Source organism: Shewanella psychrotolerans, assembly GCF_019457595.1.
Lineage (GTDB): Bacteria > Pseudomonadota > Gammaproteobacteria > Enterobacterales > Shewanellaceae > Shewanella > Shewanella psychrotolerans.
The window spans coordinates 1,404,823-1,430,813 of sequence record NZ_CP080419.1; the positions used below are offsets into that span (position 1 = coordinate 1,404,823).

The following is a 25,991-nucleotide window of genomic DNA, read 5'->3' on the forward strand; positions in this document are numbered from 1 at the left end:
AATGCCGCTAAGTTAGCGGCATTTTTTGTTGCTTCACAAGCACAAGCTTCGTTTAGTTTAATCCGCGACGTTTAAGCAGCGCATCAGTGGTTGGTTCTTGGCCACGAAAAGCCTTGTAAGCTTCCATCGGCGGGACGCTGTTACCCACTTCACGTATTGTCTTGCGATACTTCATACCGATCTCGCGGTTTAGACCACCCTGTGTTTGCACATAGGCAAAGGCGTCTGCCGCCAGGATCTCACTCCACATATAAGCGTAGTAACTGGCCGAATAGCCGCCTGGGAAGGCGTGGGCAAAGTAGGTCGACTTATAGCGTGGTGGTACGGCGGCGATATTAATGCCGTGCTTTTCCAGCGCCTTAGCTTCGAAATCTGCCACATCCTGTAGCGGTGTATCGGCGCTCAGTGAGTGCCATTCAAGGTCAACCAGCGCTGCGGCCATATATTCCAAGGTATCGAAGCCCTGGTTGAAGCTACGTGATTTGAGCAGCTTCTGCAGCAGTGCTTCAGGGATCACTTCACCGGTTTGATAATGCTTAGCATAGTTGGCCAGTACGTCAGGGTGCGCAGCCCAGTCCTCTTCGAAGGTCGACGGGAACTCAACAAAGTCACGAGATACAGCGGTACCTGCCAGGCTAGGGTAGGTCACCTTAGAGAACATGCCATGGGTACCGTGACCCATCTCATGGAACATGGTGGTGACTTCATCGTAGCTGACGAAGGTGGGCTCACCCTCAGGGGCCTTCTTGATGTTCATCACGTTGACCACTACTGGCTTTTGGTTCAGCAATTTAGATTGAGTGACGAAAGAACTCATCCAGGCACCGCCGCGCTTGCCTTCACGGGCAAAGTAGTCGGCGTAGAAAATCGCCATTGAAGTGCCGTCGGCGTCAAACATCTCGTAGGCCTTCACATCTTCATGGTAGACAGGCAGATCTGGACGTGGCTTAAGCGTGACGCCATAGAGACGTTCTAGGGTAAAGAAGACGCCATCTTTAAGTACGCGCTCAAATTCGAAGTAAGGCTTGATGGCGGCGGCGTCTAGATCGAACTTTTCTTTACGCACTTTCTCGGCATAAAAAGCCCAGTCCCATGGCGCTAGTGTGAAGTCACCACCGGTTTTGTTGATCATCGCCTGAATATCATCGGCTTCTTTTTGGGTGTTAGCCACAACCGCTGGCACCATAGAACCAAACATCTGATAAACGGCTTCAGGCGTCTTTGCCATCTGCGGCGTTAGGCGGTAGTCGGCCCAGCTGTCATAGCCCAGTAGTTTAGCTCGTTCTGCGCGCAGTTGTGCCAGACGAGAAACCAATGAAGCCGTTTCGTTTTCACCACTCATGCCACGGGTGGCAGAAGCTTGCCATACCTTTTGACGCAGTTCGCGATTTTCCAGTTTGGCCAGTACAGGCTGACGTGTGGTGTTGGTGATGTTGAGCAGGTACTTGCCTTCATGGCCTGCAGCCTTGGCATCGGCCTTGGCTGCGCGAATATCACTGTCTGACAATCCTTTTAGCTCATCGACATTGTCGACCACAACGGCGATCTCTTTGGTGAGTCTCAATAGGCGCTGGCTAAACTCGTTAGTGAGTTTAGATTGCTCTTCGTTTAATACGCGGATTTGCGCTTTTTGATCTTCGGTTAGCTTGGCGCCCGCCATGACGAAACGTTGATGATAGACCTCAATGAGGCGAACCTCTTCGTTAGTCAGTCCTAGGCTGTCCCTCTGCTGGTACAGACTGTCGATACGTGAGAACAGCTTGCCATTGAGGTGGATGTTGTCTGAGTGCGCCGCCATTTTTGGCGCCATTTCGCCTTGGATCTTGCGCAGGGCTGCATTGCTGTTAGAGCCTGTTAGGTTGTAGAACACCTGAGAGGCGCGTGTGAGCATTTCGCCGCTGGTTTCCATTGCCACTATGGTGTTAGCAAACGTTGGAGCATCCTGGTTGTTGGCGATCGCGAGAACCTGTTGGTAGTGCTCTTTGATGCCTTGTTCTAATGCGGGCTGAAAATGTTCATCTTTGATGATGTTAAAATTAGGCGCTTGATATTGCAGTGAGCTTGCGATAAACAGCGGATTTGCAGCAATTGGATCTACTGACATTTGTTGTGTGTTTTCGCCTTTGGGTGTCGTCGATTGGCACCCTGTTAACAGTAGGGTTGTGGATAGTGTACCAGCAACGGCCAGTGCGATAAGGTTTAATTTCATGTTACAACAACTTCCTTCTTTTGATGTTTGTTATTTTTTATCGTAAACAAGTTAGCAGATAGGTTAGCAGACACGTTAGGTGTCACTTTATCTTTTGTGACTTAAATCAGGCTGAAATTAGTTAATATTCTGAGGAAAGAACAGTTGTACTCTAACTTTTAAGGTTATCTTAAATCAATTTTATTAGCGATTTTAATGGTAGGTTAAGCTTGAAAGTAAAAGGCTAAGTCGGGTATACCAATTCGTGATCGCTCAGCGAGAATTTAGCGCTTATGAGGCAACGAGTGAAGAGCACTGTTGAATTAGGGTCAAACTTCCTACACTGGTAGGCTTAATGTTGTGACAACACGGCTAACTTAGCTTGGTAGAGTCTTTCAAGTTCAGGTTGATGTACCTTTTCCAATGCTAGCGTAAGGGCTTCTTTAGTTTGATGTTGGTCACCGAGTAAGTACAGTGTTTTTGCTTTACCTGCATAACCTTGAGGTATGTATGGGCAAGCTCGATCGCTTTATTGTAATATTTTAAGGCTCGGCGATAACCTTTGTTTTCGTAATGCTCATTTCCTAATGTGACCCAGCGAAATGGACTGGGATCTTTTGCATTATCGATGCGGTTGTGCAGCAGATCGGCTCCTATGTATCGGTCATTTCTAGTCAATAACACCTGATAGTTAAAAAGTAAGTTTAGATTATTGGGCTTTACCGATAGGCCATAAAGATAGATTGATTCTGCTTGAGCATCTTGCTCTAAATGCCTAAAGATAACCGCTAACAAGTTAATTAGCTTTAGTTTACTATCTCAATTTTTTGTGCCTTACATCCTTTCTCTATCAATAGACATAGGGAGTTTTAAGCCTGTCTAAACTTCAAATTCGACGGGTCTTTTTGATCGGTTACTCAAAATTGACTAAATTCGGTCTCACTGGGGATTCATGGCATTTTTGACGCTGCTAAATGGACAAAGATAATGTTAGAATTTATTGAGAAAAATAATCAAAGGAATATTGACCTTGGCGCAGCTCTATTTTTATTATTCGGCGATGAATGCAGGCAAATCGACCTCGCTGTTACAATCTTCATATAACTACCGTGAACGCGGTATGAACACGCTAGTGATGACGGCATCCATCGATGATCGTTATGGCGTAGGAAAAGTAGCGTCACGTATCGGCATAGAGACTGAAGCTCAGGTCTTTAGTAGTGATGATAATCTTGTCGAAATGATCGCTGATGTTTGCAAACAACAAACGCTGCATTGCATCTTAATCGACGAATCGCAGTTTCTCAGTAAAGAGCAGGTAAAGCAGTTGACCTATGTGGTGGATATTTTAGATATCCCTGTGCTGTGTTACGGCTTAAAAACCGATTTCCAAGGCGAACTCTTTAGTGGTAGCCAATATCTGCTTGCATGGGCAGATAAGTTAGTCGAACTAAAAACCATTTGTCACTGTGGTCGTAAGGCGAACATGGTGGTGCGCCTAGATGGTGAAGGTAAGCCGATGAAAGAGGGTGAACAGGTCGCCATTGGCGGTAACGAAAGTTATGAGTCAGTGTGTCGTAAACACTTTCGCGAATTCCTGTGGGATTAGCGATTGAGACCAGCTTACTCATTAAAATTAAAGTTTATCTCATGTAAGCGTGTTAATTACGGAATAACCTATGACCGAATCTAAGCATTGGACATTAAAAAGTATCGCCCAAGAGCTGGGAGTGTCAAATGCGACGGTTTCTAATGCTTTTAATCGTCCCGATCAGTTGTCTGAAAAGCGTCGCAACGAGATTTTAGCTGCCTGTACCGAACTGGGGTATTTGGGCCCCAATAAGGCCGCAAGATCACTGCGCCGTGGTAAGTTTGATACTGTTGCGCTGGTACTGTCTGATAGTGTGTCTTACATGGTGTCAGATCCGGTTGCAAGTAAGTTTATGAAAGGGGTCGCTGAAGTGCTTGAACAGCATAAAATTAATCTTTTGCTGTTTTCGGGAAGTGCTGAAAGTGTTAATGGTGTAAGTGATTTTGTGGACGGTTTTATCTGTTATGGCCGCCCACGCAATGGCGTGTTGGTTGATCAGCTTAAGCAGATAAAAAAGAAAGTGGTCACTGTGGACTTTAATATTCATCGAAGTGCATCGGTAAGCATAGATAATCGCCGCGGTGCATATGATGTTGCTTCACTCGCAATACAATCGACGGAAGATAGGGTTGCGATTTTAGGTTTACGTTTGCTTGATACCCATCTTACCTGCCGAGTCTATGATTTTGATTCTGATGCGATGGAGCTTGATACTTCAATAGCCCATCAAAGGTTGCAAGGATATATCGATGCGATTAGTGATAAGCAGATCTCTCTGAGCCCTGATCGAGTATGGAATATTCCCGAGAGCAAATCTGACTTTGCCACTATTGGAGCCAAAGAGGCGCTGAGCAGCAACCCGAGGCCTAATGTTTTTCTCTGTATGAGTGATTTAATTGCACTGGCGGTGATGCGAGAAGCCTTACAAAGGGGGTTAAGAATACCTGAAGACATTCGAGTGGTCGGCTTCGATGGCATTGAAGAGGCTCAACGTATGGTTCCTGCATTGACTACCGTTTATCAGCATTCTGAGCAGAAGGGACGCCAAGCGGCGCAGATGTTTATTGATGATGCTCATCATGCTGAAATACTTGATTATGAGCTTGTGCGTGGTGCTAGCTGTTAAAATAATCGCCCGCAATTTGCTGTAGGCAAGGGGCGGCAACGAGTTAATATTAGTTATTAATGTTAATCCGACAGTGGATGCGCTAACACATCCGCTGTCGATATCCTCTTTATCGCAGTTGCTATAAGGATTTTTATAAGAGGGATGCCAGTGATAGCCTGTCTACTTGTCCGTCTTGTTTCATCTCTATTTCGGCATCTTTTGTTGTAAAATCTACCGCCAATTTTGCACTATTAAGTCCTTCTGTCCAAATAAGTTGCAAACTGTTTTGATCACCACTCATCGAAAATTCGCCATTAAATGCACTTTGGTTATTTCGTAGTGAAATTAGCTTGCAAAGTGCTTTAACCACAGGCTTTTGCAACGCACTATCGATATCGTCGATATTGAGGTAAGGACGGTTTATATCGCGGCCGACTTGGGTCCTTTTAAGTAACGCCATATCATTAGGAATGGCGAGTAAACCAGCGTAATAAACTTGGGGGATCCCTGGTGCAAAAAACTGTATTGCTCTGGCAATGAGATAATCAATATCGTTTTGGCCAAGGGCGTCGTAATAGGTGCAGTTTATCTGATACAGATCGACGTTACTTGCTGCTGCCCCAGTCGCTTGCAGGCTTTCACCCTTGCTATTGGCGTGAATGGTATTGACTAAGTTATCAATTTCAGCGGTGTTTAACAGGCCAGGTTTTCCATTAATCGGGCCGACATCAATAATTCCTATGCCATCGTGAGTATCGAGAACGGTAATGCAATTACGTGGCGCAATCGACAGCCAATAGCTAAGAGCGGTTGCGTCTTGACTAAATAAGGTGTGCAATATCAACGGCGGCAAGGCAAAGTCATAAACCATGTCTACTCGTTTGGCTATATCGATTTGTGTCATGTGATGGGAGTGGATTTCCGCTAAGGTTGTCATGCCTAGCTGGTTAGCTTGCTTGGCTAATTGATCAACAAACTCAAATGACTCCTCTATCATAAAACAACTGGTGCCAGGTTTCTTAATGGCGTAACCTGCCGCGTCTAAACGGATCAGATTAACTTTACTCTCATGAAAGCGAGCCAGCACTCTGTTTAAGTAGTCTTGTCCAGCCTTTGAGTGGACATTGATATCAATTTGATTGGCGGTAAATGTAGTCCAAAACTCTACCTCACTGCCGTCTGCTAGTCGATAAGTACTAAAGCAACTTCCAGGACGTGGTCGGTATATTTTTGCTTGGTCTTCATCACTTAAGCCGTTTGGAAAGACACTGTCTTTGGTCAAGAACAGGTCCCAATAGGCGGACTTCTTTCCCTTTGCCAGCACATCTTTAAACTCTTTTGATTCCGCTGACATGTGGTTCACGATAAGGTCTGCCATGATGTCGTAAGCTTCACCTATCTGTTTTACATCGTCCCAATTACCTAGACGTTCATCGACTTTTACGTGGTCAATCGGATCAAATCCCGCGTCACTGCCGTCAATGGGGAAGTAGAATGGTAACAGGTGAACGCCACTAAATCGTTCTGATAACTGGTTATCTAGCACCTGTTTGAGTCCTACCAATCCAGAGTTAGCGATTCGATCTACATAGGTGATCAATTGCACTTTATTCTTCATTTTATGGCCCACATTGAATCTGAGTGTTGAAAAAAAACTTAATCGATTAAGTTGTATATTTAACCAAAATGAAACATTATTCAAGGTGTTTGTTGAATTTTTGAGTTGCGATACCCGCAATATGGTTCAGTGATCAGGAGTTATCACTATGAGGTATAGGCTTTTATAGTTTGTTTTTAATGCAACATTTGACGTCTGTATTAATAGTTAACCCTAAAAATGGCAAAGCTTTCGAGTGTGATTGGCCCTGTATGGCGGAGTCACCCTAGTGTTAGTTACCCTGAAAATACGATAAAAATAAAGGTGAACAGTATGGCGATTGAATTAGATAACCTAAATCATGATAGGCACATGAAGATAAGGTTACTGACTTATCTGATGTTTTTTATGTTCGCAATGACCTCTGATGCGGTTGGGGTGATCATTCCAGAGTTGATTAGTCAATTTGATTTAACTATGTCTCAAGCTAGCGCGTTTCATTATATGCCGATGATTTTTATCGCAATGAGTGGGCTATTTCTTGGCTATCTTGCCGATAAACTTGGTCGGAAAGTCACCATTTTATTGGGGTTATCGTTATTTGCTCTGGCTTGCTTTATGTTTGCTTTGGGTGAGTCATTTTACTATTTCCTATTGTTACTGGCGTTGGTTGGCGCTTCGATCGGCATATTTAAAACGGGAGCGTTAGGCTTGATTGGCGACATATCTGCCGACGCGAAGCAGCATTCAAGCACCATGAACACGGTTGAAGGCTTCTTCGGTGTGGGCGCTATGGTCGGGCCTGCTATTGTCAGTTATCTGTTGATCAGCGGCGTTTCTTGGAAATACCTTTATTTTGGCGCAGGGATATTTTGCTTGATCTTATGTGCCTTGGCGTATCGGGTAAAGTACCCCCAATTACAGTGTACTTCTTCGCAAGAGATCAGTTTAGCTGGGACCTTCTTAATGATGAAAAACCCTTATGCGCTAGGCTATTCATTAGCGATCGGCCTATATGTGGCCACCGAAGTCGCTATCTATGTGTGGATGCCTACATTGTTGCTCAATTACGAGGGAAGTTTCGCGTTAGTCGCCACTTATGCGTTGACAATCTTTTTTACGTTACGAGCCTTAGGTCGATTTTTAGGTGGATGGATTTTAAATCGATACGCGTGGCAGCAAGTGATGTTCTGGTTTAGCTTAGTTATTGCTCTTTGTTACTTAGGTGCAATGTCTTTTGGTATCGATGCCGCTGTCGTGTTATTGCCGTTATCGGGGTTATTTATGTCGATGATTTATCCAACATTAAACTCTAAGGGAATCAGTTGCTTTCCTATCTCTCAGCATGGTTCAGTTGCGGGTGTCATCCTGTTTTTTACAGCGCTTTCCGCGGCGCTTGGACCGCTATTGATGGGGATCGTTGGTGATATCTTTGGCCATGTAAAATATGGTTTCTATCTTGCTACGGGCTTTGCTTTTCTATTATGCGCTTTAGCGGCATTTAATTTGCTAAGAGATCCATCTGGGCATCTATTGGCGGTAGGAGAGCATTAAAATGCTGTTCGACTATATTTATTTTTCTATTAAAAAAAACAATCGCTTGGTTTGTAATTCGTAAATGCAGGTTGCATACAGGTTAAAAAATGCGCTTGCAATTTACAATTAAGTTGCTAACTTGTTACTTAATTGATTAAGTTCAATTGTGAGCAACACCACCTGAAGCAAAAATAATTGGGGGGCAGTCTTAAGGAATGAGGCTACACCGAATGATGATTGGGGATAGAACAATGAAAAACAATAGATCACGTCAATTTGTTATGAGTACAGTCGCTGCATTAGTTAGCGCAAACCTGTGGGCCGCTGAAGCTGATGTGCAACAAGCTGAGGTTAAACAAGATAGCCTAGAGCGGATCGTCGTGACTGGGGTTGCTCGTGGAACTCGAATCATGGATTCAAGTGTCTCGGTTAGTAGTTTGTCACCTGATGAACTTGCTGTGAGCTCACCGCGTTCGTCTGCCGAGGCGTTTCGTATCATTCCGGGGATGAAGATCGAATCATCCGGTGGTGAGGGCAATGCTAACATTGCCGTTCGTGGTTTACCTGTTGCCTCTGGTGGTGCTAAGTTTTTGCAAATTCAGGAAGATGGGCTTCCGATTCTGCAGTTTGGTGACATCGCATTTGGTAATGCCGATATCTTTCTACGCATCGATTCAACAGTGCAAACGATAGAGTCAATTCGAGGCGGCTCAGCATCCACTGCTACCAGTAATGCACCTGGTGGAATTATCAATATTATCAGTAAAACAGGTGACTCAGACTCGGGAAGTGTCTCTGCTACTGTCGGTTTAGATTATGATACGTATCGTACCGATTTCGAATTTGGTACCGATATTAACGACACCATGCGTTTCCATATTGGTGGTTTCGTTCGTACAGGTGAAGGTCCGCGTCAGGCTGGATATACCGCTAACCAAGGTGGCCAGATTAAAGCCAATTTAACGAAAGAGTTTGATTCTGGTTATGTGCGCTTATATTTCAAACATTTAGATGATCGAAGCATTGGGTATCTGCCTATGCCAATGTATTCCGATGGCAGTTCTATTGCCGGGTTTAATAGCAGTTCAGATACGATTCATTCAGCATATTTTCTCTCTACACTTAGCCTAGGTCCCGATGGTGAACGACGTCGCGGCGATATACGTGATGGTATGAATCCTGTCGTGGACTCTTTTGGGGTAGAAGCATCATTTGATCTTGGTAGCGATTGGGAGGTAGAAAACCGTTTTCGTTTCTCTGATGTGAGTGGCAACTTTATCTCGCCGTTTCCAGCAGAGGTAGGCAATAATAGTGCAATTGCATCGAGTATTGGTGGGGCTGGTTCACAGTTAATTTATGCTAATGGAGCCAAAGCGGGACAAGCGTTTGAGGGTGATCTCGCGATGCGTATTCATACCTTCGATGTGAGCATGAATGATTTTGGCTCAATTGTGAATGACATCAAATTGACTAAAAGTTTTGATGACTCAAGTATCACTTTGGGATATTACACCGCATTGCAAAACATCAGTATGAGTTGGATGTGGAACTCTTACATGATGGAAGTGAAAGGCAATAATGCTGCGCTGCTAAACGTTGTCGGTGCCGATGGCACTTCCTACTCTGATAACGGTTTATATGGTTATGGTGTGCCGTATTGGGGGAATTGTTGTCAACGAAACTATGATACTGAATACACAATCCAAGCACCTTATATTGCTGGTTCATCTAAATTGGGAGATTTCACCCTTGATGCCAGCGTGCGTTACGATAGTGGTGACGCGAGTGGTTACTATGCTGGCAATACCCAAACAGAAGTGGATATGAATCTTGATGGGGTTATTTCAGAGCCCGAAAAGAGCGTCTCTTCAATTGATAATGCTAATCCACAGCCGGTTAACTATGACTGGGGATACTTATCTTACTCGCTTGGTGCAAACTATCAGATCTCTGATGACTTAGCGACATTTGCCCGCTTAAGCCGTGGTGGTAGGGCTAATGCCGATCGCTTGCTGTTTGGTAAGGTGCAGCCAGATGGTTCCGTTGCCGATGAAGATGCGGTTGATTTAGTCGATCAGTATGAACTGGGTGTTAAGTATCGTTATGACAATTTATCGCTATTTGCTACTGCGTTTTACTCTGAAACTGAAGAGCAAAACTTTGAAGCAACCAGTCAAAAGTTTTTTGACCGAAAGTATGAAGCGAAAGGGATTGAGCTTGAATCTGCTTACTATGTGGGTGATTTTGATTTTAAGGGCAACGTAACCTGGACCGACGCAGAAATTGCTGCTGATGCACTCAATCCTGACGTGGTCGGTAACACCCCAAGACGTCAAGCCGACTTCATTTACTCCTTAATGGGACGTTATAACTTTGATAGTGGCTCAGTTGGCGTCAATGTTATTGGCACGACCGATGCGTACGCGCAAGATAACAATGATCTGACTTTTGATGGTTATGCACAGGTTAATGCGTTCGCGCTATATCAGTTAACCGATGGGTTATCTGTGTCGCTTAATGTCAATAATCTCTTTGATACCGTTGGGATAACAGAAGCCGAAGAGGGGTCGATTCCTGATAATAATATTATTCGTGCTAGAACCATTAATGGGCGAACTACCACCGCCACACTTAAGTATGAATTTTAACACCATTCGTTAGTTTCCTTCAGCTATTAGCCCATGAAAATGGGCTCTTTTTTTGGATATACAAGATGACAGCATTACTCAGTTTCGGAGAGGTCTTGGTTGATCTATTACCTATTGATGCCCGTGGAAGCCAGCATCAACCTATTGCGGGCGGTGCACCAGCCAATGTCGCGGTAGGTTTTGCTAAATTGGGCGGTAGAAGCTTATTTGCTGGTGGCATTAGTACCGACGAATACGGTGTTATGTTGCAAGAGGCTTTAGCGCAGTACTGTGTCGCGACCGACTATTTGATACCTTTTGACGGTGCGCCAACAGCAACAGTACTGGTATCTTTAGATTCTGCAGGAGAGCGTTCTTTTAGCTTTAACCGAAATGGTACGGCAGATATGCTATTTCGTAGTGAGCATTTTGATATGGTCGATTGGGATCAAATCGATATTTTCCATTTTTGCTCTAACTCTATGACCGATGATGAAAGTGTTGCTGCTACGTTTTATGGCATTCAGTTAGCTTACTGCAAATCTAAGCTGGTCAGTTTTGATGTCAATTTACGGCCATCCTTATGGAGTGATACTAAACTAATGGCGATGAGGGTCGAGCGTTGTTATCGCTATACCCATTTGCTTAAATTGAGCCGTGATGAGGCACTCTACTTGGCTGACAATCGAGGCGTTTCGTTAGAGGAGTATTGGCATTACTGTATTGAATTAGGTGTCGAGTGTATCTTAGTGACCAATGGTGATAAAGAGGTTCAATGTGTCACCTCTCACACTCAATTTACCGTTGCGGTACCAACTATCGAAGTGACTGACACTACTGCCGCAGGCGATAGCTTTGTTGCTGGTTTTTTGTATGCAATAGCAAAAGATATTAAGTTTGATCTAGCGCATCTGTCGATCAGGCAACGACTGGAAAGCAGTGATTGTTTGCGCAGCGCTATAGATTTCGCTGCTCGGTGTGGGGCGCTGACTTGTTCACAAAAAGGTGCTTTCCCTTCATTGCCTCATTTGGAGCTTGTTGCTCAGCTTTGATTAGGTTTGGCTAAGTGTTAATACCCACTAGTATAAAGATATGATCGCTTAGCGACGATTTAGCACTAAAGGTTAGCGCTGATGAGGCAAGGTCTTTAATTGCTCCTCGGCTCTAGCATCCTGCTTCTGCGTTGAATGGCCTCACAAGGGAATAAGCATTCCATCATCCATTCGCCTTGAATGAGTTGCCCAAAAACACGCTGAGTCGATCACTTTCTTATACTGGTGGGTATCACTGTATCTTTGTGGATTACAGGTAAGGATTCAGAAAACCATTTCTGGTAAAGTTTGTCTATTTCACCTTCTATTATTAACTGTTTAAGAGTGCTGTTAGTTCTATTTAGCAGTGATTGATTGCCTTTCTTTACAGCAATCGCAATTGGCGTGCCTGAGTCTAGGTTCTCTAGGGTTTTGACCTTGATATTAAGCTGCTTTGCTAAATATAGACCTACCGCGTTTGGCATTATTGCAGCCATAACCTTACCTGAACTTAGCTGTTGCATCGAATCTTCTTTGCTTTGAGTTGAGATGATTCGATAATGATAAAGAGTGCCTTGCTGTTTCCATAAACTCTCTATGTATGAATGTCGATCTCCTGCAATAACTTGATTTTCTAAGTCATCTATTTGATTGATATTCTGGTTTTTCTCAAGCACAAATATCTCATCATGACGGTAATAGTATGGTATCGAAAAATCGAATATACGCGATCTTATTTCGTTGACTTCCATGCCAACAATCAGATCTATTTTGTTAAACCTTAACTCATTAACTATGTTGTCCCATTGGTCTTGCTTAAAATCAAACGAGGTGCTTAATCGGCCTATGAGTAAGCGAGCGACATCGGCATCAAATCCGCTTGCTTGACTATTTTGTGAAAATTGATAGGGCGGGAACCCAGTTGCAATCCCATTCGTGAGGTGTTGTGGTTGCCATTTTTCGCTAACGACCGTCTTTGCTCGCACGGCACTTGAATATATAAAAAATAATATAAAGAGAGTTATGTAGGACTTAGTCGCTTTCGCGTAATTTATTTTTTTCTTATGCATGTGATTTATCAAAATTTACTTTAACATTTTTGACGGATTATCGTGATGTTGGATGTATATATTCAGTGGTGAGTTACAGTGAGTTGGTACTGCAGGCCACTATTTGCCCTGTTTTATTATTTTTATTTAAAACATAAGTCGCACTTTTAGGTAGTAAAGCGCAACACATCATTTTCCTTTAAAAGATGATAAGCACTGCAATAACGTTGAATGCCAGCAGAATATTCGATAGATGTTAACTTAATCGATGATCAAAGTCTGTACGATTACAATGCTTATTGCAGTATAAATCTACAAAAAACTAATCTATTTCTAGGGAAAAATAATATATTGGCTTGCTTATTTAGCGTTTTCTTAGCTACTTCCCTATGAGATCTGGCTCAAAAAATCAACAGCTGTAACAGTTGTTGATACAATAATGTTGCGCTAGATCAAAGGTAAGATGGTTTGAAAGCGTCAATATTCAGTCACCCTAGTGTTAATAAATTATTGAAATCAATGCGTAATAATCAGCCTGTTACTAGCAAAGAGGTGCTTCTTACTGACGAAGATATCCTATTGTCGACAACCGATCTAAAGGGCAATATCCTCCATGCTAATGATGATTTTTGTCGGATTTGTGGTTTTGAACAACAAGAACTGATCGCTCAACCCCATAATATTGTTCGGCACCCAGATATGCCTAAGGAAGCTTATGGCATGCTTTGGAAAACCCTAAAAGAGGGACAATCATGGATGGGGATTGTCAAAAATCGCTGTAAGGATGGCGGATTTTATTGGGTTAATGCGTATGTTGCGCCAGTGATGGAGAACGGCCGAATAAAAGAGTATCAATCAGTAAGACGCAGAGCCAATAAAGTACAAGTTGAGCGAGCAACTGATATCTACAATAGTTTGAAACAAGGGACATCACGCCACGAAATCGATGGTGCGACTTTCAGTTTTATTACCCGAATTAAGCTGTTCTCATTAATGGCAATGTTAGTTAGTTTGGCCTGTTCTTTGTATTCGCCATGGCTTGCATTAGCCGTGGCTATCCCACTTTGGTTTGGTTTGCACAGAGTGATGAGTCCTTTGTCTCAGCTAAATCAGAGGGCGCTTGCGATATGTAACGATGGTGTGGCAAGACACATCTATACTGGTCGAAATGATGAGATAGGCAATATTTTAGTGGCGATGGATTATGTTACTGCTGAAATCGCTGGGGTAGTCGGCAGAATGACGGACTCGTCTGACAGTATCGAAAAAGACAGCGAGGTGCTGCTAGACTCTATCATCGCAGCGGCGCAAAGGGCTGACCGTCAGAGTCAGCAAACGGCCCAAGCAGCGGCGGCTGTCGAAGAGATGACTGCGAGTTTTCATGAACTTGGACAACAGATAAAGCGAGTGGCTGAAGATGTGGAGGGCAGTCAGGAGGCGGTAGCGCTAGGTTATCAGCAACTCGATTCCGTCGTTAAGGCTATCGATGCGCTTAACCAAGAAGTGGGTAATTTTGCTAGCGTTGTTGAAGAGATCGAGCAAGATAGCGTGGCGATTAATGAGGTGCTTGAAGTGATCAGCAATATTGCTGAGCAAACTAATCTTTTAGCCTTAAATGCGGCTATTGAAGCAGCAAGGGCTGGAGAGTCGGGGCGCGGATTTGCTGTTGTTGCCGATGAGGTTAGAAAGTTATCTGCTCGAACGGGTGATTCAACCCGTCAGATTGATGAAATCGTAAATAAATTCCAGCAAAGCACTGCGAATGCAGCACGAACATTAACAGCAGGGCAACGTCAGGCGACCCAAGCGGTAGCGTTAGTTAAAGAAGCCGAAGCCGTGTTTGCTGGGTTAGTCTGTACTATCGATAGAATTAACGCGATGACTGAGCATAGTGCAAATGCAATGAATGAGCAGACGACTGCCGCAAATGAGGTGAGTGATTCACTGCAGATGATCAGTGAACTTGCCAGTGAAGGTTATGGGCAATCTGAAGCGGATAAGAAGTTGGGCGAAAACACTTCGTTTAAGTCGCTTGAATCTAAGCAGTTAGCCAGACAGTTTTGGACGCAAGCGGTACAAAGAGCGAATCGTTAACCCAATTTTAACGCAAAAAAACCACCCTAAACATTATATGTCATTGGGTGGTTTTGCTGCTTATTCCGAGTTTAGCCTACTTAAACAGAAGTCGGCTTAGGGATTTTAGACTGGATAAATCTTAAAACACCATCTCTGGGACATGCTCTGGCACCACTAGCTTACCTGCGGTTTTCGCAATGATCTCGTCGACGCTAACCCCTGGCGCTCGCTCAAGCAGATGAAACGCGCCATCTTTTATTTCGACAAAAGCCAAATCGGTTAATACCCGTTTGATACAGCCATAACCTGTGAGTGGTAATTCGCATTTAGGCAGTAACTTTGAGTTTCCATATTTGTCGGCGTGCATCATGGTAACGATGATATTGTCGGCGCCAGCCACTAAATCCATGGCGCCGCCCATGCCTTTAACGAGTTTACCGGGGATCATCCAGGAGGCGATTGAGCCATTAACATCGACTTCAAAAGCGCCAAGTACGGTTAGATCCACATGACCGCCACGGATCATCGCAAAGCTCTCTGCCGATGAGAAAAAAGATGCGCCTGGTACCGCTGTTACCGTTTGTTTACCCGCATTAATTAGATCGGCATCTATAGTCTCTTCCGTTGGGAATTCGCCCATGCCTAACAATCCATTTTCCGATTGCAGCATCACTTCCATCCCATCAGGAATATAGTTAGCCACAAGGGTTGGAATGCCTATACCTAAATTAACGTAAAAGCCATCTTGTAACTCTTGGGAAACACGTTGTGCCAGTTGTTCTCTTGATAACGCCATGGTGTTTCCTCCTATTTCGTGGCTGCTTTGACGGTACGTTGCTCGATACGCTTCTCGAACGTGCCTTGGATCACGCGATCGACATAGATGCCTGGGGTGTGGATATGATCTGGGTCGAGTTCTCCTGGCTCTACGATATGCTCGGCTTCTACCACGGTAATTTTACCCGCGGTGGCCATCATAGGATTGAAGTTAGCGGCCGTTTTACGGAACACCAAGTTACCCATAGTATCTGCTTTCCAGGCGCGGACTAAGGCAAAATCCGCTTTCAGTGCTGGCTCTAATACATAGTGACGGCCGTCTATTTCGCGCGTCTCTTTACCTTCAGCGACGGGCGTGCCATAACCTGTGGCGGTAAAGAATGCTGGGATACCTGCACCGCCCGCGCGAATTTTTTCCGCTAATGTGCCTTGAGGTGTCAAGATAACATTGAGTTCGCCAGAGAGCATCTGCTGCTCAAAAGTCGCATTTTCGCCGACATAAGAGGCGATCATTGTGCTGATCTGACGGCTCTTGAGTAGCAGGCCTAAACCAAAGTCGTCGACGCCGGCGTTGTTTGAAATCGCAGTGAGTCCAGTCGTGCCCATTTTAACCATTTGGGCAATGAGTCCTTCAGGAATACCACACAAGCCAAATCCACCGACCATCACGGTCATATTGTCTTCAAGGCCGTGTAATGCTTCTTCGTAGCTGGCAACCAGCTTATTGAGTCCTGCCATTATTATCTCCTGTGAGAGATGCTAGGCTCGGCGCCGAGCATCTATTTATTCTAGTCGCGCTTATGGGTTACTCGGTCAGCGCCAGAGCAACTTTAGAGCCGTTTTTTCGGCCAAGTGCTCGGCTAATCGTGTTGCCCGCCTCTATTAAACGCGGTAAATCAACGCCTGTTTCTATGCCTAAACCGTGCAGCATGTAAACCAGATCTTCTGTCGCTAAGTTACCCGATGCGCCTTTGGCATAAGGGCAGCCCCCCAGACCTGCGACCGAGCTGTCGATAACGCTCACGCCTGTTTCTAAACAGGCAAGAATATTAGCCAGTGCTTGGCCATAGGTGTCATGAAAATGCAGTGCCAGTTTATCTACGGGGACTTTCTGGGCGACGGCCTCCACCATTTTACGGGCGTTAACCGGCGTGCCAACACCGATAGTGTCACCGAGAGAGATCTCATAGCAGCCCATTTTGTAAAGAAGTTCTGCCACGCGAGCGACTTCACTTACGGCAATATCACCTTCATAGGGACAGCCTAGAACACAAGAGACATACCCGCGTACAGCGATGTTTTTGGCTTTAGCTGCCTGCATCACTGGGATAAAGCGCTCGATAGAGTCCTCTATTGAACAGTTGATATTACGCTGGCTGAAGCTCTGAGATGCGGCGCCAAAGATAGCCACTTCATCTGCGCCAGCGTCAAGCGCAAGTTCCAGCCCTTTTAAATTGGGCGTAAGCGCGCTGTAGACTACGTCACTGCGTTTATTGAACTGCTTAAAAATATCCGCCGAATCGGCCATCTGAGGCACCCACTTGGGTGACACAAAGCTGCCCACCTCGATGCGCTTTAGACCGGCCATGCCTAATTGGTCGATAAGGGTAAGCTTGTCAGCCGTGGTGACTGCTTGTTCATTTTGCAGACCATCGCGAGCACCAACCTCGAAAAGGCTTACCTGACTTGGGTATCTGCCAAGGCTAGTGGACATGATTAATCCTCCTCGTCTGGTGTGACATCGGCAAGCAATGTGCCATCGCTGACGAGCTCGCCTGGTTCAAAGAAGAAGGCGGCAACCGTGCCATTAAAGGGGGCTTCGATGGTGTATTCCATCTTCATCGCTTCCATCACCATTAAGCCTTGTCCTTGTTCAACCTTATCGCCGACCTCGACAAGGTGAGTCACGATAGTACCGTTCATCGGTGCTTTAAGCTTATCTTCGCTGCTGCCTTGCTCTTCAAAAATTTCAGTTTGAATCGCGCGGTAGTGATAGCTGCCTGAAGGTAAAAACAGCGTAAAATCATCAACTTTTCGGCTCACGGGGATCTTGCTCTTATGGCCGTTAATTTCAGCGTGTAGCAGATCTTGTTTTAGCTCACCGCTTAGTGTCAGCGTTTGATCGTTAAGATTTAAATAGTAGCTATCGCCGATCTGACTTAGGATTAAGTGCTGTATTTGATGTTGGTCGTCCAGCAAAGTGAGCTGGTGAAGGCCGCTGCGGTTGAGCCTAAAACCACTGACTTGGCCCCAAGGTGAGTAGGGATCATTACTATTGGTGGCAGTGAGTTTCGCCAGCTCTTTTTGCGCGCAAAGATGGTATAGGGCGGCAAAGGCGAGGGCGCTATTTTGCTCTTTGCTACTCTCTGCATCTAAGTTAGTACCAATTAAGGTGTCGCCGTAACGCTCAATAAAATCTGTGCTAAAGTTGGCGTCGCTGAAGGCTTGATGCTCTGCGATATTGGCTAAAAACTCGATGTTATGCTTCAGACCGCTAATTTGATAAGACTCAAGCGCGTGCACTAAGCGTTGCAGCGCCCTTGGGCGAGACTCGTCCCATACAATTAATTTTGCGATCATGGGGTCGTAAAAGTTACTGATCACATCGTTTTCACGAATGCCTGAGTCGATACGCACATAGCGGCTTTGCTCGGGCTCTCGCAGGAAGTTCAGCTTTCCGCTAGCGGGTAAAAACGCATTTTGCGGATCTTCGGCGTAGATCCGTGCTTCAAACGAGTGACCGTGAATACGCACTTCATCTTGTTTCAGCGGTAACTCACTGCCGCTGGCGACCATCAGTTGCCATTTGACTAAGTCTTGGCCTGTAACCATCTCAGTGACGGGATGCTCAACCTGAAGACGAGTATTCATCTCCATAAAATAGAAGCTGCTCGCCTCATCGGTAGCGTGGGTATCGAGCAGAAACTCGACGGTACCGGCGCCAACATAATCAATCGCTTTAGCGGCGGCAACGGCAGCTTCACCCATGGCGCGGCGAAGGCTGTCGGTGAGACCGGGTGCTGGGGCTTCCTCAACCACCTTTTGGTGACGACGTTGAATAGAGCAGTCACGGTCGGAGAGGTAGATACAGTTGCCTTGAGTGTCGGCAAACACTTGCACTTCAACATGACGGGGCTGTATTAAGTAGCGCTCAATTAATAATTTATCGTTACCAAAAGAAGATGCTGCTTCTCGGCGGGCTGAGTTTATCGCGTCCAGCGCTTCCTTTTCTGACTCAACGATACGCATCCCTTTACCACCGCCACCATAGGCTGCCTTGATAAGTTGCGGAAAGCCTATCTCTTTCGAGGCTTGAAGTAAGGTTGCATCGCTTTGATCGTCACCATGGTAACCTGGCACTAATGGCACATTGGCTTTTTCCATGATGATCTTGGCCGCGCTTTTGCTGCCCATAGCATCAATGGCGTCGGCGCCAGGGCCAACGAAGGCGATGCCTGCTTGTTCACACTGACGCGCAAAGTCGGCATTTTCAGACAAAAATCCGTAACCTGGATGAACGGCCTGAGCGCCGCTACGCTTGGCGATATCGAGGATAAGATCGCCTTTTAGATAGGACTCACTCGGCGCGCTGTCGCCTAAGTAGAAAGATTCATCGGCCATGGCCACATGACGCGCATCTTTATCTGCATCGGAATAGAGGGCGACAGTTTTAACCCCCATAGCATTGGCTGTCTTGATAATGCGACAAGCAATTTCGCCGCGGTTGGCAATCAGTAGTTTAGTAAACATGGTTAGCGTACTCCCGCGCTTGGCTTGGCAATAGGGTCATTATTCATCATGGTTTTCATATCGCTTTCCAATCTGGGCTACGTTTATCGAAAAAGGCATTTAGTCCCTCTTGACCTTCATCTGATACACGAATACGGGCGATGCGCTCACTGGTGTAGCTCAATGTGTTGTCATCGATAACGCCATCTTCTAAGTGTGACAACAAGGTTTTCACCCATGCCATCCCTTGTGGGCTATTGCTTAGCAGAGCGGTGATAATGGGCGCAGCTGCAGCGTCGAGATCGTCAGCTATCTCATGGATAACATTGAGCTTTAGCGCTGTTTCTGCATTAAAGCGTTCGGCGGTGAGCATGTAGCGGCGAGAGGCGCGTTGCCCCATGGCACGTACCACGTAAGGGCTGATCACCGCGGGAATTAACCCCAGTTTGACTTCGCTTAAACAGAAACTGGCGCGCTCGTTGGCAATCGCTATATCGCTTGCACAGATAAGGCCTAGTGCGCCACCAAAGGCCGCTCCTTGTACCAGCGCAATAGTCGGTTTAGGGAACCTATCCAATGCATGCATCAAGGTGGCGAGCTCATTGGCATCAGCCAAGTTTTGTTCAAAATCCATCTTGGCTTGTTTGCGCATCCAGTTAAGATCGGCGCCAGCGCTAAAGTTTTTGCCATTGGCCTTGAGCACTAAGACTTGGCAATCGTCATTGCGAGCAAAGCTGTCTAATGCTGCTATAATCTCGCTAATCATCACCTCATCGAAGGCGTTATGTTTGTCGGCGCGGTTAAGCACCATCTCGCCTACGCCATTATTTAAGGCGCAGCTGAGGTATTGAAAATCTTTATCTAACTTATTGTTTAAATCAGTTTCTAGTGTTGTCTTGTCGGTCATGTTTGCATCCTCTGCCTAAGTTAAGAAATCGAAGTTAATGGCCGCTTACATGCGGAACACACCAAACTTGGTTTCTTGAACTGGGGCATTGAGGGCGGCAGACAAAGCTAAGCCGACAACATCGCGTGTTTGGGCTGGATCGATAATGCCATCATCCCAAAGGCGAGCGCTGGCATGGTAAGGGTGACCCTCTTTGTCATATTGCTCGACGATTGGCGCGCGAAACGCCGCTTCATCCTCGCTTGACCACTCAACGCCTTTACGAGTGAGTCCATCGCGTCGAACCGTAGCTAATACGCCGGCGGCTTGTTCACCACCCATCACAGAGATGCGCGCATTTGGCCACATCCACATCATGGTGGGTTCAAAGGCTCGACCGCACATACCATAGTTACCTGCGCCGTAGCTGCCGCCAATAATCACGGTAAATTTAGGCACGTTGGCACAAGAGACCGCAGTGACCATCTTGGCGCCGTGTTTGGCTATGCCTTCATGCTCGTATTTTTTACCCACCATAAAGCCAGTGATATTTTGCAGGAACAGTAGCGGGATCTTGCGCTGACAACAGAGTTCAATAAAGTGGGCGCCTTTTTGCGCCGACTCAGAGAATAAGATGCCGTTGTTGGCCACGATCCCTACGGGATAGCCATGAATACGGGCAAAACCGCACACCAGCGTCGCGCCATAGTTGGCTTTGAATTCATCGAAATCTGAGTCATCGACGATACGGGCGATCACCTCTTTGACATCGAATGGCTTCTTCAGATCAGTGCCGACAATGCCGTAAAGCTCATTAATATCAAACTTAGGTGGTTTGGCTGGGCTTAATAGGCTTTCTATTTGCTTGTTGTGATTGAGGCGTGTCACGGCTTTACGGGCAAGCTCGAGGGCATGCTCATCGTTTTGGGCCAAGTGATCGGCAACGCCAGAGATTTTGGTGTGTACTTCGGCGCCGCCAAGCTCTTCTGCAGACACTTCCTCACCTGTTGCTGCCTTAACTAATGGTGGACCCGCTAAAAAGATGGTGCCTTGCTCTTTGACGATAATTGACTCATCGGCCATCGCTGGCACATAAGCGCCACCTGCGGTGCATAATCCCATGACCACCGCAATTTGAGGAATGCCTAATGCTGACATCTGTGCTTGGTTATAGAAGATCCGCCCGAAATGGTCGCGATCGGGGAATACTTCATCTTGGCGCGGCAGATTGGCGCCACCCGAATCGACTAAGTAGATACAGGGCAGGTGGCAACGCTTTGCAATATCTTGTGCGCGCAGATGCTTTTTGACGGTAAGAGGATAGTAAGTGCCGCCTTTAACCGTGGCATCGTTGGCGATCACCATACACTCGACACCACTGACCCGGCCAATACCCGCGATGATCCCCGCTGCGGGCACTACATCGTCATACACCTCGTAGGCGGCAAATTGGGATATCTCTAAAAACGGTGATCCAGAGTCGAGTAGCTTCTCGACGCGCTGGCGAGGCGACAATTTGCCGCGAGCAAGGTGACGTTCCATCGCGACGGCGCCGCCACCTTGTTCAATTTCAGCGAGTTTGAGCTTGAGATCGGCCACTACACTGGCCATCTGTTGATGTTTGGTTTTGAACTCATCGCTTCGGGGATTGATTCGACTACTCAGTTGCGTCACGTCAATGTTCCTTTTGTAAACTCTGATGGTGTCTGATGAGGCATTTACACTCATCAAAGGCCGAGCGACGCTCGGCCATCAATAAGCGATTAACTATTTAGATTCGTTAAATAGCTCGCGGCCAATTAGCATACGGCGAATTTCTGAAGTGCCCGCGCCAATCTCATATAATTTGGCATCACGTAGAAGGCGACCCGTGGCATATTCGTTGACATAGCCGTTACCACCGAGCAACTGAATCGCATCGAGTGCCATTTTGGTAGCGAGTTCGGCAGAGTAGAGAATCGCGCCAGCGGCGTCTTTGCGAGTCGTCTCACCACGGTCGCAAGATTTAGCGACGTTATAGATATAAGATTTTGCCGCATTCATGCCGGTATACATGTCAGCTAACTTGCCCTGAACTAGCTGAAACTGGCCGATTGATTTACCAAACTGCTCACGCTCGTGGATGTAGGGCACCACGATATCCATACAGGCCGTCATGATCCCAAGTGGGCCGCCAGACAAGACTACGCGCTCGTAGTCTAGGCCGCTCATGAGGACTTTAACGCCGTTGTTGAGTCCGCCTAAGATGTTTTCTTCTGGGACTTCACAATCTTCAAATACCAATTCACAGGTGTTTGAACCGCGCATGCCGAGTTTGTCCAGTTTCTGTGCCTGACTGAAGCCTTTGCTACCGCGCTCGACAATAAACGCTGTGATCCCGTGGGGACCCTTATCTAGGTCAGTTTTAGCGTAGATCACATAGGTGTTAGCATCTGGGCCATTAGTGATCCACATCTTGTTACCATTGAGAATATAACGGTCACCCTCTTTGCGTGCGTGTAGTTTCATTGAAACCACATCAGAACCCGCATTAGGCTCACTCATGGCCAAGGCGCCAATATGCTCGCCGCTCACCAGTTTAGGCAGATATTTAGCCTTCTGCTCGGCGTTGCCGTTGCGATTAATTTGGTTAACACACAGGTTAGAGTGCGCGCCATAGCTAAGACCAATAGAGGCAGATGCACGTGAAATCTCTTCCATCGCCACTACGTGTGCGAGGTAACCCATGTTGGCGCCACCGTACTCTTCTGGCACGGTAACCCCTAATAGACCCATGTCACCCAGCACGGGCCAGAGCTCGTTAGGGAAGGCATTTTCCTGGTCGACTTTAGCGGCGATAGGAGCAATTTCATTGGCGGCGAAACTCTGCACTGCATCACGCAGCATATCGACATCTTCACCGAGACCAAAATTAAGAGATGAGTAGAGTTGAGTCATTGTTATGTCCTACAGGTCTGATTTTTATAATTATTTTATGTAAATTGTTTAGGTGTTGTTTTTTTTAATGTTTTTTACTTATGTCAACTTTGTATGGCTTACCATAGTTGGTGCTTATTGGCTTTGCAGGTCCAACGCCGCACGGCATTGCTGCTCGGCAGAGTTAAGCTCCATCAATACCACCTTGATGTCGTCCATCTGCTGTTGTAGGGCCGCTTTCTTTTCATCGACCAGCTCCAACATGGTATGCAACTGAGTGCTGCTGTTTTTGTCTGCATCGTACAGTTCAAATAAACGGCGAGTTTCGGCGAGAGAGAAACCTAATCGTTTACCACGTAATATCAGTTTTAGACGAACCCTGTCTTTAAGGCCGTAGATGCGAGTTTGCCCACGACGCTTGGGTTTCAGCAGGCCCTGATCTTCATAGAAGCGAATACTTCGGGTGGTGATATCAAACTCTTTTGATAAATCACTGATTGAATATGTTGTCTTTGGGCTGTGTTTGTCGCTCATCAAAAAATACCTTAACAATTAGCATTGATAGAACGATATATGAAGTTTACGTTAAGGTAAAGATTTTAGGTGGTCAAATCTCATCATTGAGTGCAAAACCGCGTTTGATTGCAGGACTCTCAGCCAATTAAAAAGGGAAACGAGTACGAGAGAGTCGTCATTTGTGACGATTAGGCAAAGGTCTAATGGGAAAAGATCTTCGGCTCCTCATAATGGAAGGTATGGCGCAATTGGCAAACAAGTTGAAAACGAAGCCGATATGTGGCTGGCTAAGCGCCCTTGGGTATCGACCCGTTGCACTTAGCGCGGTTATATATTATTTGGAGATGGTCATATGAAGGCAGTGCATAAGCAGTTACATCAACAATCTATTGAGAACCCAAATGAGTTTTGGGCGGATGCCGCGCAAGCGATAAATTGGGTGAAGCCATTTAACACTGTGCTCGATGATGCGGATGCGCCCATGTATCGCTGGTTTAGTGGCGCGCAGCTTAATACTTGCTATAACGCCGTTGATCGGCATGTAGAGGCTGGGCGCGGTGATCAGGTGGCGATTCAGTATGTCAGTCCGATCACCGACACCGAATATGGTATTAGTTACCATGAGCTACAAGCTCAGGTGAGTCGACTTGCTGGCTACATGGCAAGTCAAGGGGTGAGCAAAGGCGATAGAGTGATCATCTATATGCCAATGGTGCCTGAAACGGCCTATGCCATGCTTGCTTGTGCTCGTATTGGCGCCATTCATTCTGTGGTATTTGGTGGTTTTGCTGCCAATGAGTTGGCTACTCGTATCAATGATGCCAAGCCTAAAATGATCTTATCTGCATCTTGTGGTATCGAACCTTCGGGCGTGGTGGCCTATAAACCCTTGCTCGATGATGCACTGAGCCAAGCGACCCACAAAGTGGACCAATGCCTTATCCTTAATCGTCATCAACTGCATGCAGATTTAATGGAAGGTCGCGATGTAGATTGGCAATCGGCCATGGTTGATGCACCCAATATCGACTGCCAAACAGTGGAAGCAACCGATCCCCTGTATGTGCTTTATACCTCTGGCACTACAGGCCAACCCAAAGGGGTGGTGCGTGATAATGGCGGCCATGCCGTAGCACTCGCTTGGTCGATGAAAAATATCTACGACATCAATACTGGGGATGTTTTTTGGGCCGCATCGGATGTCGGTTGGGTGGTGGGCCACTCCTACATCGTTTATGGGCCCTTGCTGGTGGGGGCGACGACCTTATTATTTGAGGGTAAGCCTGTGGGGACGCCCGATCCCGGTATTTTCTGGCGTACGATTGCTAAATATCAGGTGAAGAGTTTCTTTACTGCACCGACAGCGATTCGAGCCATTAAGCGTGATGATCCCGATGGCGACTTCTTGCAAGACGTTGACCTGAGTTGTTTAAAAACCGTGTTCTTGGCGGGTGAACGATGCGACCCAGATACCTTACATTGGGCCGAACAGAAGCTAAACAAACCGATAATCGACCATTGGTGGCAGACTGAAACTGGTTGGCCTGTCGCGGCCAATATGATGGGTACTGCACCAGTGCCTGTTAAGGCGGGCTCTCCAGCGTTAGCGGTACCAGGCTACGACGTGCAAGTTGTTGATGAGATGGGCGATCAAGTGCCAGCCGATCAAACGGGCAATGTGGTGATCAAACTGCCATTGCCACCGGGCACCTTAGCGACCCTTTGGCAAAATGAGGGGCGTTATAAAGATAGCTATCTTTCTATGTATCCTGGTTTCTATCTTACTGGTGATGCAGGTTATATGGATGATGAAGGCTATCTTTACATCATGAGCCGTATCGATGACATCATTAATGTTGCGGGTCACCGCCTATCGACGGGACGGTTTGAAGAGGTATTGTGTCAACACGAGGAGGTGGCCGAAGCTGCGGTGATTGGCGTCGATGACAAGCTCAAGGGACAGGTACCACTCGGTCTTGTGGTGCTCAAAAAAGGGTGTACCTTAACTGACGAGCAGCTTTATAAAGAGCTTATTGCCCTGGTGCGTGATCAGATAGGTCCTGTGGCGGCATTTAGGCTGGTGAGTGCGATTCCTAAGTTGCCTAAGACTCGTTCAGGTAAGATTTTACGCGGCACCATGCGCAAGATTGCCGACAATCAGAGTTTTAATATGCCTGCGACGATTGAAGATCCATATACCTTGGAACTTGTGCGTAACGCCTTGACTCGCATGGGATACGCCGATGCACATGTATAAGGCTTGATGTATCTCTATTTTAAAAGGGCCTGCTGGCCTTTTTTGTTCGATCCTTTCAATATAAGGTTGAAAATTAGACTAGATAGATTCTCTAAATCGTTGAATAA

The 25,991-nt window shown here is 46.2% G+C and carries 19 protein-coding genes; 7 read left to right on the forward strand and 12 right to left on the reverse strand.

What is annotated here, in order from left to right:
- Positions 1-52 precede the first annotated feature (52 nt).
- Positions 53-2,209: a M3 family metallopeptidase gene (locus K0I62_RS06295; protein WP_220070632.1), complete on the reverse strand. Its 2,157-nt coding sequence runs from the start codon at positions 2,207-2,209 to the stop codon at positions 53-55.
- A 405-nt stretch (positions 2,210-2,614) separates the two neighbouring features.
- Positions 2,615-2,983 carry a tetratricopeptide repeat protein gene (locus K0I62_RS06300; RefSeq protein WP_220070633.1) on the reverse strand — a complete coding sequence of 123 codons (369 nt, stop codon included), beginning with the start codon at positions 2,981-2,983 and terminating at the stop codon, positions 2,615-2,617.
- A 235-nt stretch (positions 2,984-3,218) separates the two neighbouring features.
- On the opposite strand from K0I62_RS06300, the gene K0I62_RS06305 reads away from it, so the two are divergent.
- Entirely contained in the window at positions 3,219-3,797 is a 579-nt protein-coding gene (locus K0I62_RS06305; protein WP_220071298.1) for a thymidine kinase, read from the forward strand.
- A gap of 70 nt (positions 3,798-3,867) precedes the next feature.
- The gene (locus K0I62_RS06310; protein ID WP_220070634.1) at positions 3,868-4,905 is read left to right on the forward strand and encodes a LacI family DNA-binding transcriptional regulator; all 1,038 of its coding nucleotides are present in this window, start codon (positions 3,868-3,870) and stop codon (positions 4,903-4,905) included.
- Between the two features lie 133 nt (positions 4,906-5,038).
- Here the strand turns inward: K0I62_RS06310 and gtfA are convergent, their stop codons facing one another.
- Positions 5,039-6,505 carry a sucrose phosphorylase gene (gene gtfA / locus K0I62_RS06315; RefSeq protein WP_220070635.1) on the reverse strand — a complete coding sequence of 489 codons (1,467 nt, stop codon included), beginning with the start codon at positions 6,503-6,505 and terminating at the stop codon, positions 5,039-5,041.
- Between the two features lie 312 nt (positions 6,506-6,817).
- Between gtfA and K0I62_RS06320 the strand changes: the two genes are divergently transcribed.
- From K0I62_RS06320 to K0I62_RS06330, 3 genes are all read left to right on the forward strand, one after another.
- Entirely contained in the window at positions 6,818-8,038 is a 1,221-nt protein-coding gene (locus K0I62_RS06320; protein ID WP_220070636.1) for an MFS transporter, read from the forward strand.
- A 233-nt stretch (positions 8,039-8,271) separates the two neighbouring features.
- Positions 8,272-10,668 carry a TonB-dependent receptor domain-containing protein gene (locus tag K0I62_RS06325; protein WP_220070637.1) on the forward strand — a complete coding sequence of 799 codons (2,397 nt, stop codon included), beginning with the start codon at positions 8,272-8,274 and terminating at the stop codon, positions 10,666-10,668.
- Positions 10,669-10,733: 65 nt separating this feature from the next.
- Positions 10,734-11,699 carry a carbohydrate kinase family protein gene (locus K0I62_RS06330; protein ID WP_220070638.1) on the forward strand — a complete coding sequence of 322 codons (966 nt, stop codon included), beginning with the start codon at positions 10,734-10,736 and terminating at the stop codon, positions 11,697-11,699.
- A 209-nt stretch (positions 11,700-11,908) separates the two neighbouring features.
- Here the strand turns inward: K0I62_RS06330 and K0I62_RS06335 are convergent, their stop codons facing one another.
- Positions 11,909-12,748 (reverse strand): transporter substrate-binding domain-containing protein, encoded by an 840-nt coding sequence (locus tag K0I62_RS06335; protein WP_220070639.1) that lies wholly within the window; start codon positions 12,746-12,748, stop codon positions 11,909-11,911.
- 498 nt (positions 12,749-13,246) lie between these two features.
- Between K0I62_RS06335 and K0I62_RS06340 the strand changes: the two genes are divergently transcribed.
- A complete protein-coding gene (locus tag K0I62_RS06340) occupies positions 13,247-14,821 on the forward strand; it encodes a methyl-accepting chemotaxis protein (protein WP_220070640.1) in 1,575 nt (524 codons plus the stop codon).
- Positions 14,822-14,942: 121 nt separating this feature from the next.
- On the opposite strand, the gene K0I62_RS06345 is transcribed toward K0I62_RS06340, so the two are convergent.
- The 8 genes from K0I62_RS06345 to K0I62_RS06380 all read right to left on the reverse strand — a co-directional run bounded on the left by K0I62_RS06345 (position 14,943) and on the right by K0I62_RS06380 (position 23,645).
- Positions 14,943-15,599 (reverse strand): 3-oxoacid CoA-transferase subunit B, encoded by a 657-nt coding sequence (locus tag K0I62_RS06345; RefSeq protein ID WP_220070641.1) that lies wholly within the window; start codon positions 15,597-15,599, stop codon positions 14,943-14,945.
- 11 nt (positions 15,600-15,610) lie between these two features.
- A complete protein-coding gene (locus K0I62_RS06350) occupies positions 15,611-16,318 on the reverse strand; it encodes a CoA transferase subunit A (RefSeq protein ID WP_220070642.1) in 708 nt (235 codons plus the stop codon).
- A 67-nt stretch (positions 16,319-16,385) separates the two neighbouring features.
- Positions 16,386-17,294, reverse strand: a complete 909-nt coding sequence (locus K0I62_RS06355) for a hydroxymethylglutaryl-CoA lyase (protein ID WP_220070643.1) — start codon at positions 17,292-17,294, stop codon at positions 16,386-16,388.
- 2 nt (positions 17,295-17,296) lie between these two features.
- Positions 17,297-19,330, reverse strand: coding sequence for an acetyl/propionyl/methylcrotonyl-CoA carboxylase subunit alpha (locus K0I62_RS06360; protein WP_220070644.1), 2,034 nt, complete (start codon positions 19,328-19,330; stop codon positions 17,297-17,299).
- Positions 19,331-19,385: 55 nt separating this feature from the next.
- Positions 19,386-20,216: an enoyl-CoA hydratase-related protein gene (locus K0I62_RS06365; protein WP_220070645.1), complete on the reverse strand. Its 831-nt coding sequence runs from the start codon at positions 20,214-20,216 to the stop codon at positions 19,386-19,388.
- Between the two features lie 45 nt (positions 20,217-20,261).
- Positions 20,262-21,869: a carboxyl transferase domain-containing protein gene (locus K0I62_RS06370; RefSeq protein WP_220070646.1), complete on the reverse strand. Its 1,608-nt coding sequence runs from the start codon at positions 21,867-21,869 to the stop codon at positions 20,262-20,264.
- Between the two features lie 93 nt (positions 21,870-21,962).
- Entirely contained in the window at positions 21,963-23,132 is a 1,170-nt protein-coding gene (locus tag K0I62_RS06375; protein WP_220070647.1) for an isovaleryl-CoA dehydrogenase, read from the reverse strand.
- A gap of 114 nt (positions 23,133-23,246) precedes the next feature.
- Entirely contained in the window at positions 23,247-23,645 is a 399-nt protein-coding gene (locus K0I62_RS06380; protein WP_220070648.1) for a MerR family transcriptional regulator, read from the reverse strand.
- A gap of 334 nt (positions 23,646-23,979) precedes the next feature.
- Here K0I62_RS06380 and K0I62_RS06385 point away from each other — a divergent pair, with 334 nt between their 5' ends.
- Complete coding sequence (locus tag K0I62_RS06385; RefSeq protein WP_220070649.1) at positions 23,980-25,884, forward strand: propionyl-CoA synthetase; 1,905 nt, start codon at positions 23,980-23,982, stop codon at positions 25,882-25,884.
- The last annotated feature ends 107 nt before the right edge of the window (positions 25,885-25,991 follow it).